Origin of the sequence: Rubrobacter calidifluminis (assembly GCF_028617075.1) — a bacterium.
In the GTDB taxonomy this organism is placed as follows: Bacteria; Actinomycetota; Rubrobacteria; order Rubrobacterales; family Rubrobacteraceae; genus Rubrobacter_E; species Rubrobacter_E calidifluminis.
This window is the reverse complement of record NZ_JAQKGV010000008.1, coordinates 84,758-101,800: the sequence shown is the minus strand read 5'-3', so window position 1 is coordinate 101,800 and position 17,043 is coordinate 84,758. Positions and strand designations below refer to the sequence as shown.

Here is a 17,043-nt window from a genome sequence, read left to right as displayed (position 1 = left end):
GATCCTGCGCAAAAAGGCCATACCCTCAGTCTAACCCCACCCCGTTGAACGGTTCACGGACTTCCAGAGCAATGTGTATTAAGAATCTAAGTGCAGTATGAAGATACGATACGCAGGTAGAGGAGGGCGGATGCAGGAGTTAAATTCCAGGAGTTCGGGAACTGGAGATGGGAGAGAGATGAGCAGGATGAAGGGTGGGGATCCGGCGCACGACGTGCTGGGCTACGAGCGGCAGCCGCTGGATGCGATCTTCCGTCCAGGGGCCGTGGCGGTGATAGGGGCCACGGAGCGGGTGGGGAGCGTGGGGCGGACGCTGATGTGGAATCTGATCAGCAACCCCTTCGGGGGGACGGTCTTTCCGGTGAACCCGCACCGGGAGAACGTGCTCGGGATAAAGGCCTATCCGAGCATCTCCGAGGTACCGACGCGTGTGGATCTCGCGGTCGTGGTCTCTCCCGCGCCCTCGGTACCGGGGGTCATACGTGAGTGCGCCGAAGCCGGGGTCGGCGGGGCGATCGTGATCTCCGCCGGGTTCAAAGAGATCGGACCGGAGGGAGCCGGGCTCGAGCGTCGGGTCATGGAGGAGGCCCGCAGGGGCCGCATGCGCGTCATCGGGCCCAACTGCCTCGGGGTCATGAACCCGCACACCGGGCTCAACGCCACCTTCGCCAAGGGGATGGCCCGTCCCGGCAACGTCGGGCTTTTGAGCCAGAGCGGGGCGCTCATGACCGCGATTCTGGACCGCAGCTTCCAGGAGAACGTGGGGTTCTCGGCCTTCGTCTCCGTCGGCTCGATGATGGACGTCAGCTGGGGAGACCTAATCCAGTACCTCGGGGACGACCCCCACACCCAGAGCATCGTCATCTACATGGAGAGCGTCGGGGACGCCCGTTCGTTCCTCTCCGCGGCGCGCGAGGTCGCGATGACCAAGCCGATCATCGTCATAAAGCCTGGCCGTACGGCCGCCGCCGGGAGGGCCGCCGCCTCGCACACCGGCTCCCTCACCGGCTCCGACGAAGTGCTCGACGCCGCCTTCCGGCGCAGCGGCGTCCTACGGGTGAACGACATCTCCGAGCTGTTCTCGATGGCCGAGGTGCTCGGCAAGCAGCCGCGCCCGAAGGGGCCAAACCTCACGGTGCTCACCAACGCCGGAGGGCCCGGCGTGCTCGCCACCGACGCCCTCATCGCCGGGGGCGGCAGGCTCACCGAACTCTCCCCCGAGACCAGGAAGGCCCTCGACGACATACTGCCCCCGGCCTGGAGCCACAACAACCCGGTGGACATCCTGGGTGACGCCGACCCCGAGCGCTACGCCCGGGCGCTCGAGATAGCCGCCGGCGACCCGAACAGCGACGGCCTGCTTGTCGTCCTCACCCCGCAGGACATGACAGACCCCACCGCTACCGCCGAGAAGCTCGCCCCGTACGCCAGAAAGACCGGCAAGCCGATGCTGGCCAGCTGGATGGGAGGCACCGACGTCGCCGCCGGTACTTCCATCCTCAACGGTGCCGGAATCCCCACCTTCGACTTTCCGGACTCCGCCGCCCGCGCCTTCGCCAACATGTGGCGCTACACCTACAACCTGCGCGGCATCTACGAGACCCCGGAGCTCGCCGTGGACGTGGCGGGCGGGGAGATAGACCGTGAGCGGGTGCGCGAGGTGATCGAAGACGTAAGGAGCCGGGGCAGGACGCTCCTCACCGAGTACGAGGCCAAGGAGGTCCTCGCAGCCTACGGCATCCCCGTGGTGGAGACACGTCTCGCCAGGAGCGCCCGTGAGGCGGCAGAGCACGCCGAGAGGATGGAGTACCCGGTCGTGCTCAAGCTCAACTCCGAGACGATAACCCACAAGACCGACGTGGGCGGTGTACGCCTGGACCTGCGCAGCGCCGACGAGGTGCGCCGGGCGTACGAGGAGATGGAGCGGAGCATACCCGAAGGCTTCGACGGCGCCACGGTGCAGAGGATGGTCGAGACCGACGGCTACGAGCTGATCGTCGGCAGCAGCATCGACCCCCAGTTCGGGCCCGTCCTGCTCTTCGGATCGGGCGGCTCTCTGGTCGAGGTCTACCGCGACCGGGCGCTCGCCCTCCCGCCGCTCACCACCACCCTGGCCCGACGCACGATGGAGCGGACCAGGATCTACCGGGCGCTCAAGGGCGTGCGCGGACGGGACCCGGTGGACCTGCCGGCGCTCGAGCGGCTGCTGGTGCGCTTCTCCCACCTCATCGTCGAACAACCCTGGATCCGGGAGCTGGACATAAACCCGCTGCTCGTCTCCTCCGAGATCCAGATAGCCCTCGACGCCCGCATCGTGCTGCACGACCCCGACACCGCCGAGGAGGACCTCCCGCACCCGGCGATCCGCCCCTACCCCACCCACTACGTCTTCCACGAGCAGACCAGGGACGGCGAGCCGGTGACCATACGCCCCATACGCCCCGAAGACGAGCCGCTCATGGTCAGATTCCACGAGACCCTCTCGGAAGAGAGCGTCTACATGCGCTACTTCCACATGCTCGGCCTCAACCAGCGCATAGCCCACGAACGCCTCACCCGCATCTGCTTCATCGACTACGACAAGGAGATGGCCCTCGTCGCCGAACGCCGCAACCCCGCGACCGGCGAGCGCGAGATCATGGGCGTCGGACGCCTGAGCCGCAGACCCTTCGCCCCCGAAGAAGCCGAGTTCTCGATCCTCATAAGCGACCGCTTCCAGCGCCGCGGCCTCGGTCGGCTCCTGCTTCAGAAGCTCCTCGAGGTCGGCCGCGAAGAAGGCCTCGAGCACATCACCGCCGACATCCTCTTCGACAACCGCCCGATGCAGCGCCTCAGCAGGGACCTCGGCTTCAAGCTCCGCCGAGACACCCAGGAGATGGTCATGAAAGCCGACCTCGACCTGCGTCAGGCTGTCTGAACCCGGCGGGCGCCCCAGCACGGGCGCCCGCCATACCCCCATATCCGGGCTATCATGTAGCCTCATGTCCAAAACCACCCGAGGAGGAGACGGATGAGTATCGTCGCCTGGATAGTCTTCGGCTTCATCGTCGGCGTCATCGCCAAACTCCTCACCCCAGGCCGCGACCCCGGCGGCTGCATCCTTACCACCCTCATCGGGATAGCCGGCGCCATCATCGGCGGCTACGCCTACAGCCACTTCATAAACCCCGCCTACACCACCCGCTTCGACACCGGCAGCATCGCCGTCTCCGTCCTCGGCGCCATTTTCCTCCTCGTCCTCTACCGCCTGCTCTCCGGCCGCCGCCTCTGACCCTTACTGCAAACGACTCTCATAAACAAGAATAAGAACTGTTCTTGATTTATCCTGAATCCCGTTTAGAATTGCTGCGTGGCGAGCCGAAGGAGAGAGCAGGAGGCGTCGGATGGCACCGATACTGGAGAGATTGGGCTTTGGTAGCAATGAGATGACCACATCGGGGCACAACAAGGACTTCGTGCTGAAGGTGGTGCAGCCTTCGCTGGTTGGCCTGATGGACGGGTCGGTCTCGACGCTGGCTCCGATCTTCGCTGCGGCCTTCGCCACGCACGACAGCCGGTACACGCTCTTGGTGGGTCTGGCGGCGGCCGTGGGGGCGGGGATAAGCATGGCGTTCTCCGAGGGCCTCTCGGACGACGGGTCGCTGACCGGGCGGGGCAACCCGATGGTACGCGGGGTGATCACCGGCGTTGCGACCTTCATCGGCGGGATCTTTCACACGCTGCCGTTCCTGATCCCGCACGTGACGCTCGCGCTCTACGTGGCCTTCGGTGTCGTCGGTGCCGAGCTGCTCGTCATCTCGCTCATCCGCTACCGCTACTTCAGCATGAGCTTCTGGATGAGCGCGTTGCAGGTGATGGTCGGCGGTGGGCTGGTCTTCGCCTCGGGCGTCCTGATCGGGAACGCCTAGCGCAGGCCGAAGACCTCCCGGAAACGAAGGACGATCTCCCGTTCGACCTCCGAGAGCGGGAGATCTCGTCCGAGCTCCCGCGCCAGGCTCGTCACGCCGTACTCGCGGATGCCGCAGGGGGTTATGCGGTCGAACCAGGAGAGATCCGTGTTCACGTTAAGCGCGAAGCCGTGAGAGGTGATCCAGCCGGAGGAGAACTTCACCCCGATCGCGCAGATCTTTTTGTCCCCCACCCAGACCCCGGTGTACTCCGGGTGCCGCCAGCCAGATAGCCCGTAGCGGGCCATCGTGCGGATCACGACCTCCTCCAGGTCCCTCAGGTAGCGGTGGGTGTCGCGCACCTTCAGCCGGATTATGGGGTACCCGACGATCTGGCCCGGACCGTGGAAGGTCGCGTCCCCGCCGCGGTCGATCCAGAATACCTCCGCCCCCAAAGAGCGCAGGTATTCCTCCCCGGCCCCCAGGTTCGAGGCGTCCTTCGCCGCCCGGCCCACCGTGTAGACCGGCGGGTGTTCCAGCAGGAGGAGGGTGTCCGGGATCTCGTCCGCCCTCCTCTTTCTCACCAGCTCCCGCTGCAGCTCCCACGCCTCGGCGTAGGGCGTCAACCCCGGAAGCCGCCGGACCTCGAGCGCTTCCTCCCTGCTCTCGAGCACGGTCTCAGGCGCGGGCACCGAGCGCGCCGCGGCGCGCCTCCTCAGTCTGCTCGTGGGCGTGGTAGGAGCTCCTCACGAGGGGACCGCTCTCGACGTGCTTGAAGCCGAGCACGTCGAGAGCGTAACGCCTGAGCAGCGCGAACTCCCTCGGCTCGTAGTAGCGGGCCATCGGCAGGTGGTTCTCGGTCGGCCTCAGGTACTGGCCGATCGTGAGGATGTCCACCCCGTGCTCCCTGAGGTCGCGCATCGTCTGGTGGATCTCCTCCTCAACCTCCCCGAGGCCCACCATGAATCCACTCTTGGTCAGGACGTCCGGGTCGAGCTCCTTCGCGTAGCGCAACACCTCGAGCGAGCGCTCGTACTTCGCCTGCGGGCGCACCGCCGGGTAGAGGCGCGGGACGGTCTCGATGTTGTGGTTGAAGGTGTCGGGCTTCGCGTCTATGACGGTCTTTATCGCGTCGCGGTCGCCCTTGAAGTCCGGCGTGAGAACCTCCACGGCACACCCGGGGATGGCCTTGCGTATCTCGCGGATCGTCGCCGCGAAGACCGATGCCCCACCGTCGGGCAGCTCGTCGCGGTTCACGCTGGTGATCACCGCGTGTTTGAGCCCCATCTCCTTCGCCGCGTGGGCGACCCTTTTTGGCTCCTCCAGGTCGAGCCCCTGCGGTTTGCCGGTGAGCACCGCGCAGAAGCCGCACGAGCGGGTGCAGACGTTGCCCAGGATCATGAACGTCGCCGTGCGGTTGTTCCAGCACTCACCGATGTTCGGACAGCGGGCCTCCTCGCAAACGGTGTGCAGCGAGAGACCGCGCATGGTCTGCCTGATGTCCCGGTAGCCCGGGCCGTCCGGGACGCGCGCCTTGAGCCAGGCGGGACGCCCGTGCGCCCCCTTCTCCTGCCGGAACGGCAGATACTCGGTGGGACGCCCGTCGGGTGGCGGGGCGACCGGGCGGTCCTCCCATCGGTGGCGTATCGTGTAGGTGCGGGTCCCGTCCTCCAGGACCTTCAGCTCGATCTTTCTCCTGCGGACCACGGCTCTCCTCTGTCTCCCTCGACCTGCCAGCATATGGTACCGCAAGAAACATCGCAGCCGCCATGTCCCATCGTAAGGACACGCACCCCCGATCTCGAACAACTTACGGGTACGGCCCGTCCTCGACCTCCGACGCCGGTGAAGTATCGCGGCGAGTTCATCCGCCGGTCGCGCTTCGCGTGCCCGCCGCCCAGCTCCCACCGCCGGCGAGATGCCGTGCCGCCCGGTGGGCAAAGATCACCGCCGGGGCGATCGTCGAACCCGGACCGGGATAGGTCCGCCCCATGACCGAGGCGGTGGTGTTTCCAGCCGCATACAGGCCGGGGATAACGTTTCCCGAGGTGTCGAGGACCCGGCCATCGGCGTCGGTCAGTAAGCCGCCTTTGGTTCCCAGATCTCCGGGTACCAGCTGAACCGCGGTGAACGGTGCCTTCTCCAGCGGTCCGAGATTTGGATTCGGCTTGACGGTGGGATCGCCGTAGTAGTTGTCGTAGGCGGTGTTGCCGCGTCCGAAGTCGACATCGACTCCCGTGCGGGCGAACCCGTTGAACCGATCGACGGTGGCCCGAAGCCGTGCAGGATCCATCTGCAGCTTTCGTGCCAGGTCTTCGATAGTGTCGGCCTTCTTGACGATCCCTGCCTCCCGCAGCCTGGCGGTGCCCCGCATAAAGGCACTGAACAGATACCGTCTCCGGTGACGGGCGTCCACGATGAGCCACGACGGTACGGCCGGCGTCACCTTGTCGCGCTCCAGCATGGCGTGCCCGACGTCAATGTAGCTGGCAGACTCGTTCATGTACCGGTCGCCTCTCTGGTCCACGATTATGCTGAACGGCATGGAGCGCTCAGCGAGCACGAACGCCGGCTTGCCGCCGGGATCGGGCACCGACAAACCCCACCAGGCGTCGTCCATCAGGGCCAGCTGGGCACCCAGCCCGGCCGCGATCCGGATCACCGATCCCACGTCTCCGTCCGCCGCCGAGCTGTAACCGGGGATGCCGTGGTTCTCCTTGCGCATAATCTCATTGTGAGCGAAGCCCCCTGCGGCGAGGACCACGCCCCGCCGGGTGCGGATCCTGGCCGAGAACCCGTCGGAACGGCGGGACACCGCACCGACTACCGAACCGTTCTCCACCACGAGCTCAGTCAGCGGCGAAGAGAGCAATACCTCGGTGCCCTGTCTGCAAACGATCGCCATAAGGCTGGCCACCAACCCGGCGCCCATCCCATACAATCGCTTCCCCCTGGCAAAGCCACTCAACGTGCGACCTACCAGCCTGACCCCTCTGGCGAAGCCATCACGGGTCGACCAGGCTCGGGACAACAGCCAAACATCGTCGGTCTTGAGGGGAACGGGAGGAAGACCACTCTCCCGACTGCGCGAACGTTCGAACCAGTCCCCAAGCACGCGAACGTCGAACGGCTCGACTTCGATCGAGCGCCCGATCTTGGCGCCCGGCAGATCCGGGTAGTAGTCGGGATAGTCCCTGGCAGCGGTCCATCTCACACCAAGCCGCTCAAGGAATCGGAACACCTCCGGCACCGACTCGACGAACGCCCGACGCCGCTCCGGAGAACTCGCAGGCCCGACGTCGCCGATGCAGGCTTCCATGTAGGTTAGCGCTTCATCCACCGAATCGGAGACCCCAAAGGTCGTCATCAGCGGATTGGCGGGCATCCACAAACCTCCACCGCTGAGGTTGGTCGTCCCTCCCCACTTGCCGGTGCTTTCTATAACCAGCGTCTCAAGGCCGGCATCGGCCGCAGTGACGGCCGCAGAAAGCCCCGCCGCACCGGTTCCCACCACCAGCACATCGACCTCACGGTCCCAGGATCCCACCATCCACACTCCTCCATATACCGGACAGATGTGTCCGGTTGCCATGCTACCATACATCGTGGTGAAGCGTAGGGGAAATCGGGGGCCGGGTGCTGCGGCCGAGAACCGTTCAGCGCTGGTAAAAGCTGCGCGAAGGGTATTCGCAACCGGGGGTCTGGAGGCACCGTTGAGCGCGGTAGCAAAGGCTGCCGGGGTGGGGCAGGGCAGTCTCTACCGGCACTTCCCTGACCGCATTGAACTGGCGCTGGCAGCGTTCGAAGACAACGTCGCCGAGCTGGAACGCCTGGCCTCGGATCCGGCAGTGACACTCGGGGAGTTGCTGGAGTGCATCACGGACCGGTCCATCGAATCGGTGGCCTTTATCGACATGATCGCCCCGACCACCGATGACGAACGGCTGACCGCGGTCACCGATCGGGTCATCCAGGCGCTGGCGGCCAAGGTCCAGCCCGCTATCGAGCGTGGTGAGGTCGCGTCCGACACTACCGCTGAAGATCTCTTCCTGAGCGTGGCCATGATCGCCACGCTCGTCGCTCGAACTCCGCTGGAGCAAAGACGCCAGGTGGCCGATCGGGCGTGGTCGCTGGTCCGCAAGGGCCTGGTGTAGCCGACGGATTGATCGGATCACCGGACAGCGTTGTCCGGTGATCTGGTAACATGGCATCGCAGTGGGGGATCCGGAGGAGGCATGATGGACGTTCGTGGCAAGGTTCTGGTCGTGACCGGCGGCGGAAACGGGATCGGGCGCCAGGTGGTGCTGGAAGCACTGCGGCGCGGGGGTTGTGTGGCGGCGGTGGACATCAGGAGGGAAAGCCTTGAAGGGACTGTCCGCCTGGCCTCGGCCGGGGACCGGCTCGTCACCTTCGTGGTCGACATCACCGATCGGGCGGCCGTCGAAGCCCTGCCGGCCCGGGTGACCGAAGCTCTCGGCCCGCCCGACGTGGTCGTCAACGTCGCCGGCATCATCCAGCCATTCGTTCGGCTCAACGATCTAGAATACGAGACGATCGAACGGGTGCTGAGCGTCAACCTGTGGGGCACTATCCACGTAGTCAAGGCATTCCTTCCGTACCTGCTCAATCGTCCCGAAGCACACCTAGCCACCGTCTCGAGCATGGGGGGTTTCCTGCCCGTACCCGGCCAGACCATCTACGGCGCCACCAAGGCGGCGGTGAAGCTGATGACCGAGGGCCTGTACGCCGAGCTCCTCGAGACTCACGTCGGGGTCTCAGTGGTGATGCCAGGAGGCGTGGAAACCGATATTGCCTCCAATTCGGACGTCGACGCTCCGGGTTCGGGCAACGCGCAGGGCTCTCGCCTGCCCACCACCACGCCCGAGGAGGCAGCCCGGGTGATCCTCGACGGTATCCAGAAGAACCGTCTTCACATCTACGTGGGGAGAGACTCGGTGGCGATGGGCATCCTCAACCGTGCAGCTCCGAAACTCTCCACACATCTGATCCAGCACCAGATGAAGACGCTGCTCCCCTGAGCAGGAGCCGCGGGCGCGAGGCGCTCAGGCTACGTCTCTTCCAATGTGGATACCGGATCACACACCGAAGCCCGCCCAGGCATCGACAGAACAGCCGAGAGCTGCAGGGGTACGATCCCCCACCCCTCCCGGCTGTCGAACCGGCCGTAGCGAAAGCGCCCGAATCCCTCCCCACCCCCGCGCCGGAAGACGATCTTCCTCTTCCGATCCTTCGGGAACTCCGGATCGTAGACGTAGACGAAAAGCCTCTCCTCCACCTCCTCCAGCCGGTATGGCACGACGGCGTGTGCCAGCGCGAGCCGCTCGAAGAAACCCCGCCCGGCCCGGGGGCCGAGACAGAGGATGTGCGGGTCGGGGTCCCCGGCGACCCTGATGCGCCCGGCCACGCGCTCGGGACGGCCGCCGCGCGCACGCATCCACTCCCACACCACCCGCAAAATCGTCCGCGGGCGGAACTGCAGCAGGTGGTAGCGCCGGAGCTCCCCGATCAGAGCAGGGTCCGGAGAGAGCCGGGAGAGCGGCCGCGGCCACCGGCGCTCCACGCCGCAGAAGGCCGCGAGCGAGGCGGCGGCCATCCCGAAGCACAGCCCCCGCCCGTACAGCAAAGACTCCAGCCGGCCCCCGGAGGGCCCGGACGGGTTGGCGAAACCGAACCCGTCGCGGGCCGGGTCGAAGGAGCAGGCGCTAGAAGTGGATCGCGTGCCCGTCGACCGCGAGCGCGGCCTCACTCATCACCTCGGCGAGCGTCGGGTGGGCGTGGACGGCCATCCCGATCTCCTGCGGTGTACCCTCGACCAGCTTGGCGAAGACCCCCTCCGCGATCAGCTCGGTCACGTGCGGCCCGATGGCGTGCATTCCCAGGATCAGGTCGGTCTCAGCGTCGGCGACCACCTTGACAAACCCGTTGGGCTCGCCCTCGATGAGGGCCTTCCCGATCGCGCGGAAGGGGAACTTACCCTCCTTGACCTCATACCCCTGCTCCTCGGCCTGCTCGCGGGTGAGGCCGAAGGAAGCTATCTCCGGACGGCAGAAGGTCACCCGCGGGATCATGTCCTGATCGAGCGGCATCGGATCCTCCCCGGCCATGTGCTCCACCGCGACGATCCCTTCGTGCCCGGCGGCGTGCGCGAGCCAGTAGCCCCCGATCACGTCCCCCGCAGCGTACACGCCGTCCTCGGCGGTACGGTAGAACTCGTCGACCTGGATGATGCCCCGGTCGCTCACCTCGACCTTCGTGGCGTCGAGGTTGAGCTCTTCGATCGCGGTCTTGCGCCCGACGGCGACGAGGAGTTTCTCAGCCTCGAGCGTCTGTTCGCCGTCCCTGCCCTCGACCTTTATCTTCACCCCGTCGCCGCTCTTGTCCAGGCTCTCTATGTCCGCCTTGGTCCCGGCGAGCACCCGGATGCCCCGTCCCTCGAACTCCTTCTGGAGCTGGGCGGAGACCTCCGGGTCCTCCAGCGGCACGATCCTCTCGAGCACCTCGACTATCGTCACCTCGGCGCCGAAGTCGTTGAACATGCTCGCGAACTCCACCCCCACGGCCCCGCTGCCGAGGATGATGATCGAGGAGGGTACGCTCTCGTTTTCTGTCACCACGTCGTCGCTGGAGATGACCTTCTCGTGGTCTATCTCGAGGCCGGGCAGCGTGTTGACCTCGGATCCGGAGGCTATCAGGACGAACCTGCCCTCGAGCTCCTCCTCGCCGCCGTCGTTCAGAGCGACCTTTACCTTCTTCGGCTCGACGAAGCTGCCGACGCCGTTGTAGACGCGGACCTTGTTCTTCTTCATCAGGCCGGCGACCCCGCGCCGCAGCTGGTTGACCACCGCATCGCGCCGCTTGGCCACCTGCGGGTAGTCGAACTCCACCTTGCCGGCCTTTATCCCGAACTCCTCGCCGTTTTTGAAGTCGCTCAGCATGGAAGCCGTCTGGAGAAGGGCCTTGGTCGGGATGCACCCCACGTTCAGGCAGGTGCCCCCGAGGTGTCCCCCCTCACGCTTCTCGACGAGCGCGACGCTCATCCCTAGCTGGCTGGCCCGGATCGCGGGTATGTAGCCTGCGTTTCCTCCACCGATGATCACGAGGTCGAAGCTCTCTGCCACTTATCCCTCTCCTTCTCTCGACTCCACTTCCAATGGTAAACTCTGATCCCCCTTACCACCATCCTCCGGCTGGCAGACGGGACACAGGTACGTCCCCCGGTGCTCGATGCCCGCCGCCAGGTTCCTCCTTATCGCGGCGTGGAGCCTCGCCCACTCCTCCACCGAGAGCGTACTCGCCCTGCGTCGCGGGTGGATCCGGGCGTCGAAGAGGATCTCGTCGACGTAGATGTTCCCGATGCCCGCGACGACCTTCTGGTCGAGCAGAAGAGGCTTTATCTGCGCCCGGCGCGCCCCTATCCTCTCCCGCAGGTAGCCCACCGTGAACTCCTCCGAGAAGGGCTCGGGACCGAGCCCGGCGAGCCGGTTCTCGAGCCCTTCGGGCCCGAGCAACCGCGCCCGGCTGAACTCGGTCTGGTCGCGCAGGAAGAGTCGGCGCCCGTCGTCCAGATACAGCACGAGCATGACGTTCCTCGTCGGCTCCTCGACCGGCGGGACGAGCAAGAGCTGCCCCCCGATCTTGAGCTGGAAGACGAGCGCCTCCCCCGACGAGAGTTCGACGACGAGGTGCTTGGCCCGGCGTCTGGCGCCGGTGATCCGGACGCCCCCGAGCCCGCGGACGAAATCCTCCGGCGAGGGCTCCTCGACGAGCCGCTCGTCTCTCAGCTCCGCCCGCTCTATCCCCGCCCCGACGACGAGCCCGCACAGGTCGTTCTTTATCGTCTCTACCTCGGGCAGCTCGGGCATCTCTACCCGGCCGCGTCCCTCGCAGCCCCGGTGAGGGGCGCGGGCTCGCCGTAGACGGCCTTGTAGAGGCCGTCGAGCATCACCGAGCGGGCGTCGAGCGAGCGCATCGTCCCCTCGCGCACCCGCCGCTGGCCCTCCTCGTCCTCCGCGTAGGGGGCCACGGCCTCCATCATGATCCTGGCGTGCTCGACGTCCATCGTGACGTGGGAGGTGAACATCTCAAGCGCCTCGTCGTCGAGACCGGCGGCCTTCTTGAGACCTTCGGCGATCCTGGCGTAGATCGGCGGGACCGGCCACTCGCTCGCCGGTCCCATCGCCCCGAGCCCCAGCCGGATGTCCGGGTTGCGGCACAAGTCGTAGTGGGCGCTTATGTAGAGCTCTATCTCGGGCAGGGTCGGCGGGGCCTCCCACTCCTCCTCGCTGATCTCCAGCGCCCGCATGAACCTGCGGTAGAGCGCGGGATGGGTCTCCTCGGGATCGAGGTTGCCGTACTCGTCGAAGAGCACCGAGGCCAGCGCGAGCTGCAGCGGCTCGTCGTCGCGGCAGTTCGAGATCAGGGCGGCCAGGTACAGCCGGCTCACCCGGACGTGACGGTAGTACTGGATCGCGAACGTCCTCACCCCTTCGGCGCTCACCTCCCCATCCCCGAACCTCTCCAGGAACGGGTGCGTGAGCGCAGGGTGTCCTATGACCTCCCGCTTCAGACGCTCAAGAAACTCTCCCGAGTCCAACTCTACCTCCTGAAAGCCTACGCCAGCAAAAGTTTACTCCACCTGCCGGTCCTGAGGCTCCCGGCGTTCCCATGCCGATCAAATCCCGGCTTTTGCAGGAAATTCACCGGTGTCATCCCTATCCACGGCGGTATAATCCCTGCGTGAGAGAGAAACCAACGCCAGCAGGACGACAGGGTTGGCTCTCCGTCCCGCGCCGCAGCGAGGACGAGAGGCTGGATCCGCACGTCTACGAACGGGGGATGAACGGGCTGACGGTGACGGAGGCGACCGGGCGGGCCTTCCCCCGCGTGATGGACATCCTGAGGCGCAGCGGGGAGAGCTACTCGGAGTTCGAGGAGCAGCTCGTCAGGCAGACGATCAGGGCCGCCCTGATCTCGCAGGTCAGCCGGGCGAACCTCTACCGCATCGCGGGCATCCTCGTCGCCGACCGCCGCGACGAGGGGGCCCACCGCGACACCTCGCTCGCCCTCGCCTACGTGAAGGCGCTGCGGGAGGCCTTCCTGCCCCGGCTCTCCGTCGGGGAGAGCGTCGAGACCCCGGCCGGGAGCGGCGAGGTGTGCTACGTCTCCGGGGACGGCGCGAACGCGGTCGTGAGGCTCTTCTCTAGCGGAAGGGAGCTGTGGCTGCCCGCAGCGTGGCTCTCGCGTCCGGATCAGACGCCGGAGGCGAGGGCCTCCTGATCCTCACGTGCTAGCATTTGACGACCATGGGTGAGATAAGAGTGCTTCTGTTCGGGGCGGCAGCCGACCGGGCGGGGACGAGGGAGGTGCATCTCGAGACGCCGGAAGGGACCACGCTCGGCGAGGTCTGGGAGCTTCTGGCCGGGCGCCATCCCTCCCTCTCCGAGATGGGTGAGACCCTCGCCTTCGCCGTAAACGGGGAGTACGCGGGCATGGACGAGGTCCTCTCACCCGGGGACGAGATCGCCGTACTGCCGCCCGTCTCCGGCGGATAGGCGATGATCGAGATCACCGAAGATCCCATAGACGTCGGGGGGGTCATCGACTCGGTCCGGCGTCCCGACTGCGGGGCAGTCTCGGTCTTCCTGGGCACCACCCGGGTCGACGAGTCCGGGGGCGCGTGCGTCGAGTACCTGGAGTACGAGGCGTACCGGCCGATGGCCGACCGCAAGCTCGAAGAGATAGCCGAAGAGGTGAAAGAGCGCTGGGACGTGCGCGCGGTCTCCATCGTACACCGCCTCGGGCGGGTGGAGCCCGCCGAGCCCAGCGTCGCGATAGCCGTCTGCGCCCCCCGGCGCAGGAATGCCTTCGCGGCGAGCAGATACGCGATAGAGAGGATCAAGGAGATCGTCCCGATCTGGAAGCGTGAGGTCTGGTCCGACGGCTACGTATGGGTCGGGAGCCAGACCGGGACGCGCCCCTCCCCGAAGGAGTGAGGGGAGGGGCGCAAAAACTCGCTCAGAGGTTCGCCGGGTCCCTGTCCTTGGCCGAGTTCCACACGCCGGGGTCCTCGGCCCCCTCGGCCTCGCCCTGCCCGGCGAGCCACCTCTCGGCGTCTATCGCGGCCCGGCAGCCGTCGCCGGCGGCGGTCACGGCCTGCCGGTAGCGCCGGTCGGCCACATCCCCCGCGGCGAAGACGCCGGGCACGCTCGTCATTGTGTGTTCCTTCTGCAGGATGTAGCCGCCCTCGTCCATCTCCACGCTGCCCTTGAAGAGCGCGGTGGCCGGGTCGTGGCCTATGGCGACAAAGAGGCCGTCGACGGCGAGCTCGCTCTCCTCGCCGCTCTTGACGTTCCTGAGCCTCAGTCCCTCGACGGAGTCCTTGCCGAGGACGTCGACGACGACCGTGTCGGTGATGAACGAGATCTTCTCGTTCTTCCTCGCCCGTGCGAGCATTATCCTCGAGGCCCTGAACTCGTCCCGGCGGTGGATGATCACGACCTCGGAGGCGTGGTTGGTGAGGTAGAGCGCCTCCTCCATCGCGGTGTCCCCGCCCCCCACGACGGCGACCTTCTTGTCCTTGAAGAAGAACCCGTCGCAGGTGGCGCAGCCGCTCACCCCCCGGCCCATCAGGCGCTGCTCGTTATCGAGCCCGAGCCAGCGGGCCCTCGCCCCGGTGGCGATGATCACCGCCCTGGCGAGGGTAGGCTCCTCCTCACCCTCGGGCCACAGCCTGAAAGGCCTCTCGGAGAAGTCGACCCGCTCTATCTCGTCCGGGCGCATCTCGGCCCCGAAGCGGGAGGCCTGCTTCTCGAAGTCCTCCATCATGTCGGGGCCCATCACCCCCTCCGGGTAGCCGGGGAAGTTCTCGACCTCGGTGGTGAGCATGAGCTGCCCCCCGGCCTCGTAACCCTGGAAGACCACCGTCCTGAGGCTGGCCCTCGAGGCGTAGAGCGCCGCCGTGTACCCGGCGGGCCCGGACCCTATTACGGCTACGTCATAGATCACATCCGCCACGATATAAAAACTCCCTCTCTCGCAGAAATCTCTTTTATTCTAAATCTTTCTATATTTTATTACCCGTCTCAGACGGGACGCGTCCGCAAATTCACATCGGGTGCCCCCGAGGCCATCAGTCCCTCCAGCTCTCGAGGAAGGCCCGCTGCTCCGGGGTGATCTCGTCGATCCCCATCCCGACGGCCTCGAGCTTGATGCGGGCGACCTCGTCGTCTATCTCGCGCGGCAGCAGGTGCACGGAGGGGGAGAGGGACGCACCCTCGTTGGCCAGGTGATGCGCGCAGAGCGCCTGTATGGCGAAGGTGAGGTCCATGATCTCGACCGGGTGCCCGTCCCCGGCGGTCAGGTTCACGACCATCCCCCGACCGACGAGGAAGAGGCTCCTGCCGTCGGGCATGACGAACTCCTTGAGGTCGCGGCGTGCCCGGCGGACCTCGGAAGCCGAAGCCCTCAGCGCCTCGACGTCTATCTCCACGTCCACCCCTCCAGCGTTCGCCAGGATCGCACCGTCGCGCATCCGCGCGAAGTGCTCACGCCCCAGCACCCCCCTGTTCCCGGTCGCGGTTACGAAGATCTCCCCGACCTCTGCCGCCTCCAGCGCCGGCAGCACCTCGAACCCGTCGGCGTACGCCTCGAGCCCGCGCACCGGATCGACCTCGCAGACCACGACCCGCGCCCCGAGCCCGGCCGCGTACCGGGCGATACCCCTCCCGCACCAGCCGTAACCCGCGACGACCATCCGCTTGCCCCCGAGCATCAGGTTCGTCGCGTGCATGATCGCCTCGAGCGCGGACTGTCCGGTGCCGTAGCGGTTGTCGAAGAGGTGCTTGCACCTGGCGTCGTTCGCGGCGATGCAGGCAAACCGGAGCTCACCCCCGCGCTCCATCGCCCGGAGCTTCGCGACCCCGCTCGTCGTCTCTTCGGAGGCACCGCGTATGCGCGGCAGCAGCCCCCGGCGGGTGGTGTGCGCGATGCGCACCAGCGCCGCCCGGTCGTCTATCAGGAGCGCCTCGCCATCCGCCGTGGCGGCATCGAGCGCCCGTTCGAGGTCCCGGTCCGCCTCCTCCGGTGGGCTCTCGGAGGAGGCGAAGACCGTCACCCCGCGCTCCACGAGCGCCGCCGCCACGTCGTCCTGCACGACGAAGGGCAGCGGGGCGGCCACGGCCACCCGGACTCCGGCCCCGGCGAGCACATCGGCCAGGCGGGCGGTCTTGGCCTCTATCGGGAGGCAGATCGCGACCCCGAGATCCTTCAGCGAGCCGTCCTCGAGGTAGCGCCCCCGTACGGCGTCCAGCACCGGGGAGTGCCGGGCGGCCCAGTCCATCTTCCTGTGCCCCTCGGGGGCCAGCGAGGGGTCTCTGATCGAGGACTCCATCAGCGACGATGTTACACGAACTTCCAGACCCGGGACCAGAGAACGGATCCCGCCGGCATTCCACTACCCGCCGCGCACCCTCTTCCAGCCCAGGATGATACCCACGAAGACGACGGCCGACGCAATCGAGACCGGGGCCTCCAGGCCCTGCGAGAGCGCTCCGGCGTACCGCCGGACGATCTCGTCGCCCAGGATCATCTCCGCAGCCACGTAAGCCAGCAGCCCGGCGCCCGCGTAAGCCAGCCAGGGGAAACGGTCGAGGAGGGAGCTCAGGAGCGTCGCGCCCCACACCACGAGCGGGATCGTGAGCAAAAGCCCGATGCCGAGGATGAAGAGGTGTCCGCCCGAGACCCCCACCAGCGCGACCACGTTGTCCAGCGACATCACCACGTCGGCCACGATAATGATCCTCACAGCCTGCCAGAGCCCCCCGCCGGCGCTGACGTGCTCTTTGGCCTCCTCCTGGTCTCCCTGCACCAGCTGCCAGGCGATCCAGAACAGGAGCAGCCCACCCGCCGCCTGCAGCAGCGGGATCTCGAGCAGAAACGTCACCGCGACGGCGAAGACGATCCGCAGCGCCACCGCCCCGCCCGCGCCGAGCAGCACCGCCCGCCGGCGGGTCGCACCCTTGAGCCTCCGCACGGCGAGCGCTATCACCACGGCGTTGTCCCCGGAGAGCAGCAGGTTGACGGCGAGCACACCGGCGAGCCGGGGCAGGGCCTCGCTGCCAAGCAGATCCGGCAAGGC

At 66.8% G+C, this 17,043-nt stretch carries 18 protein-coding genes; 8 read left to right on the top strand and 10 right to left on the bottom strand.

Annotation, left to right across the window (positions count from 1 at the left end):
• The first annotated feature begins 178 nt into the window (after positions 1-178).
• The 3 genes from PJB24_RS08305 (at position 179) to PJB24_RS08295 (ending at position 3,908) form a co-directional block, all read left to right on the top strand.
• On the top strand, positions 179-2,917 hold the full coding sequence (locus PJB24_RS08305) for a bifunctional acetate--CoA ligase family protein/GNAT family N-acetyltransferase (RefSeq protein WP_273844715.1): 2,739 nt from the start codon (positions 179-181) through the stop codon (positions 2,915-2,917).
• 93 nt (positions 2,918-3,010) lie between these two features.
• Complete coding sequence (locus PJB24_RS08300) at positions 3,011-3,271, top strand: GlsB/YeaQ/YmgE family stress response membrane protein (RefSeq protein ID WP_273844713.1); 261 nt, start codon at positions 3,011-3,013, stop codon at positions 3,269-3,271.
• A gap of 112 nt (positions 3,272-3,383) precedes the next feature.
• The gene (locus PJB24_RS08295; RefSeq protein WP_273844711.1) at positions 3,384-3,908 is read left to right on the top strand and encodes a VIT1/CCC1 transporter family protein; all 525 of its coding nucleotides are present in this window, start codon (positions 3,384-3,386) and stop codon (positions 3,906-3,908) included.
• Here the strand turns inward: PJB24_RS08295 and lipB are convergent.
• From lipB to PJB24_RS08280, 3 genes are all read right to left on the bottom strand, one after another.
• Positions 3,905-4,561, bottom strand: a complete 657-nt coding sequence (gene lipB, locus PJB24_RS08290) for a lipoyl(octanoyl) transferase LipB (RefSeq protein ID WP_420541918.1) — start codon at positions 4,559-4,561, stop codon at positions 3,905-3,907. The two genes, PJB24_RS08295 and lipB, sit on opposite strands and share 4 nt — an antisense overlap.
• A 4-nt stretch (positions 4,562-4,565) precedes the next feature.
• A complete protein-coding gene (gene lipA, locus PJB24_RS08285) occupies positions 4,566-5,534 on the bottom strand; it encodes a lipoyl synthase (protein ID WP_420541917.1) in 969 nt (322 codons plus the stop codon).
• A 217-nt stretch (positions 5,535-5,751) separates the two neighbouring features.
• On the bottom strand, positions 5,752-7,437 hold the full coding sequence (locus tag PJB24_RS08280; RefSeq protein ID WP_273844705.1) for an FAD-binding protein: 1,686 nt from the start codon (positions 7,435-7,437) through the stop codon (positions 5,752-5,754).
• Between the two features lie 163 nt (positions 7,438-7,600).
• Here PJB24_RS08280 and PJB24_RS08275 point away from each other — a divergent pair, with 163 nt between their 5' ends.
• Positions 7,601-8,041, top strand: a complete 441-nt coding sequence (locus PJB24_RS08275; protein WP_420541913.1) for a TetR/AcrR family transcriptional regulator — start codon at positions 7,601-7,603, stop codon at positions 8,039-8,041.
• Between the two features lie 81 nt (positions 8,042-8,122).
• Complete coding sequence (locus tag PJB24_RS08270; RefSeq protein ID WP_273844701.1) at positions 8,123-8,926, top strand: SDR family NAD(P)-dependent oxidoreductase; 804 nt, start codon at positions 8,123-8,125, stop codon at positions 8,924-8,926.
• Between the two features lie 29 nt (positions 8,927-8,955).
• Here PJB24_RS08270 and PJB24_RS08265 read toward each other — a convergent pair whose 3' ends face one another.
• From PJB24_RS08265 to PJB24_RS08250, 4 genes are all read right to left on the bottom strand, one after another.
• Positions 8,956-9,531, bottom strand: a complete 576-nt coding sequence (locus PJB24_RS08265; RefSeq protein ID WP_273844699.1) for a hypothetical protein — start codon at positions 9,529-9,531, stop codon at positions 8,956-8,958.
• 79 nt (positions 9,532-9,610) lie between these two features.
• Positions 9,611-11,026, bottom strand: coding sequence for a dihydrolipoyl dehydrogenase (gene lpdA / locus PJB24_RS08260; RefSeq protein ID WP_273844696.1), 1,416 nt, complete (start codon positions 11,024-11,026; stop codon positions 9,611-9,613).
• Positions 11,027-11,770 (bottom strand): Fpg/Nei family DNA glycosylase, encoded by a 744-nt coding sequence (locus tag PJB24_RS08255; protein WP_273844693.1) that lies wholly within the window; start codon positions 11,768-11,770, stop codon positions 11,027-11,029.
• A 2-nt stretch (positions 11,771-11,772) separates the two neighbouring features.
• Entirely contained in the window at positions 11,773-12,501 is a 729-nt protein-coding gene (locus tag PJB24_RS08250) for an iron-containing redox enzyme family protein (protein ID WP_273844690.1), read from the bottom strand.
• A 143-nt stretch (positions 12,502-12,644) separates the two neighbouring features.
• Here PJB24_RS08250 and PJB24_RS08245 point away from each other — a divergent pair, with 143 nt between their 5' ends.
• The 3 genes from PJB24_RS08245 to PJB24_RS08235 are packed head-to-tail and all read left to right on the top strand — an operon-like array spanning position 12,645 to position 13,900.
• Positions 12,645-13,184, top strand: a complete 540-nt coding sequence (locus PJB24_RS08245; RefSeq protein ID WP_273844688.1) for a hypothetical protein — start codon at positions 12,645-12,647, stop codon at positions 13,182-13,184.
• A gap of 26 nt (positions 13,185-13,210) precedes the next feature.
• A complete protein-coding gene (gene moaD / locus PJB24_RS08240) occupies positions 13,211-13,459 on the top strand; it encodes a molybdopterin converting factor subunit 1 (RefSeq protein ID WP_273844686.1) in 249 nt (82 codons plus the stop codon).
• Positions 13,460-13,462: 3 nt separating this feature from the next.
• A complete protein-coding gene (locus PJB24_RS08235; protein WP_273844685.1) occupies positions 13,463-13,900 on the top strand; it encodes a molybdenum cofactor biosynthesis protein MoaE in 438 nt (145 codons plus the stop codon).
• Between the two features lie 22 nt (positions 13,901-13,922).
• On the opposite strand, the gene trxB is transcribed toward PJB24_RS08235, so the two are convergent.
• The 3 genes from trxB to PJB24_RS08220 all read right to left on the bottom strand — a co-directional run bounded on the left by trxB (position 13,923) and on the right by PJB24_RS08220 (position 17,040).
• Entirely contained in the window at positions 13,923-14,921 is a 999-nt protein-coding gene (trxB, locus tag PJB24_RS08230; RefSeq protein ID WP_273844681.1) for a thioredoxin-disulfide reductase, read from the bottom strand.
• 115 nt (positions 14,922-15,036) lie between these two features.
• On the bottom strand, positions 15,037-16,296 hold the full coding sequence (locus tag PJB24_RS08225; RefSeq protein WP_273844680.1) for an adenosylhomocysteinase: 1,260 nt from the start codon (positions 16,294-16,296) through the stop codon (positions 15,037-15,039).
• Between the two features lie 63 nt (positions 16,297-16,359).
• Positions 16,360-17,040 (bottom strand): TerC family protein, encoded by a 681-nt coding sequence (locus PJB24_RS08220; RefSeq protein ID WP_273844678.1) that lies wholly within the window; start codon positions 17,038-17,040, stop codon positions 16,360-16,362.
• Positions 17,041-17,043 lie beyond the last annotated feature (3 nt).

Bases quoted from the DNA above. Each gene is read 5' to 3' on its own strand.
- PJB24_RS08235 (WP_273844685.1), top strand. From the start codon at position 13,463: ATGATCGAGATCACCGAAGATCCCATAGACGTCGGGGGGGTCATCGAC.
- PJB24_RS08255 (WP_273844693.1), bottom strand. From the start codon at position 11,770: ATGCCCGAGCTGCCCGAGGTAGAGACGATAAAGAACGACCTGTGCGGG.
- PJB24_RS08225 (WP_273844680.1), bottom strand. From the start codon at position 16,296: ATGGAGTCCTCGATCAGAGACCCCTCGCTGGCCCCCGAGGGGCACAGG.
- PJB24_RS08300 (WP_273844713.1), top strand. From the start codon at position 3,011: ATGAGTATCGTCGCCTGGATAGTCTTCGGCTTCATCGTCGGCGTCATC.
- PJB24_RS08305 (WP_273844715.1), top strand. From the start codon at position 179: ATGAGCAGGATGAAGGGTGGGGATCCGGCGCACGACGTGCTGGGCTAC.
- PJB24_RS08280 (WP_273844705.1), bottom strand. From the start codon at position 7,437: ATGGTGGGATCCTGGGACCGTGAGGTCGATGTGCTGGTGGTGGGAACC.
- moaD (WP_273844686.1), top strand. From the start codon at position 13,211: ATGGGTGAGATAAGAGTGCTTCTGTTCGGGGCGGCAGCCGACCGGGCG.
- PJB24_RS08295 (WP_273844711.1), top strand. From the start codon at position 3,384: ATGGCACCGATACTGGAGAGATTGGGCTTTGGTAGCAATGAGATGACC.
- PJB24_RS08270 (WP_273844701.1), top strand. From the start codon at position 8,123: ATGATGGACGTTCGTGGCAAGGTTCTGGTCGTGACCGGCGGCGGAAAC.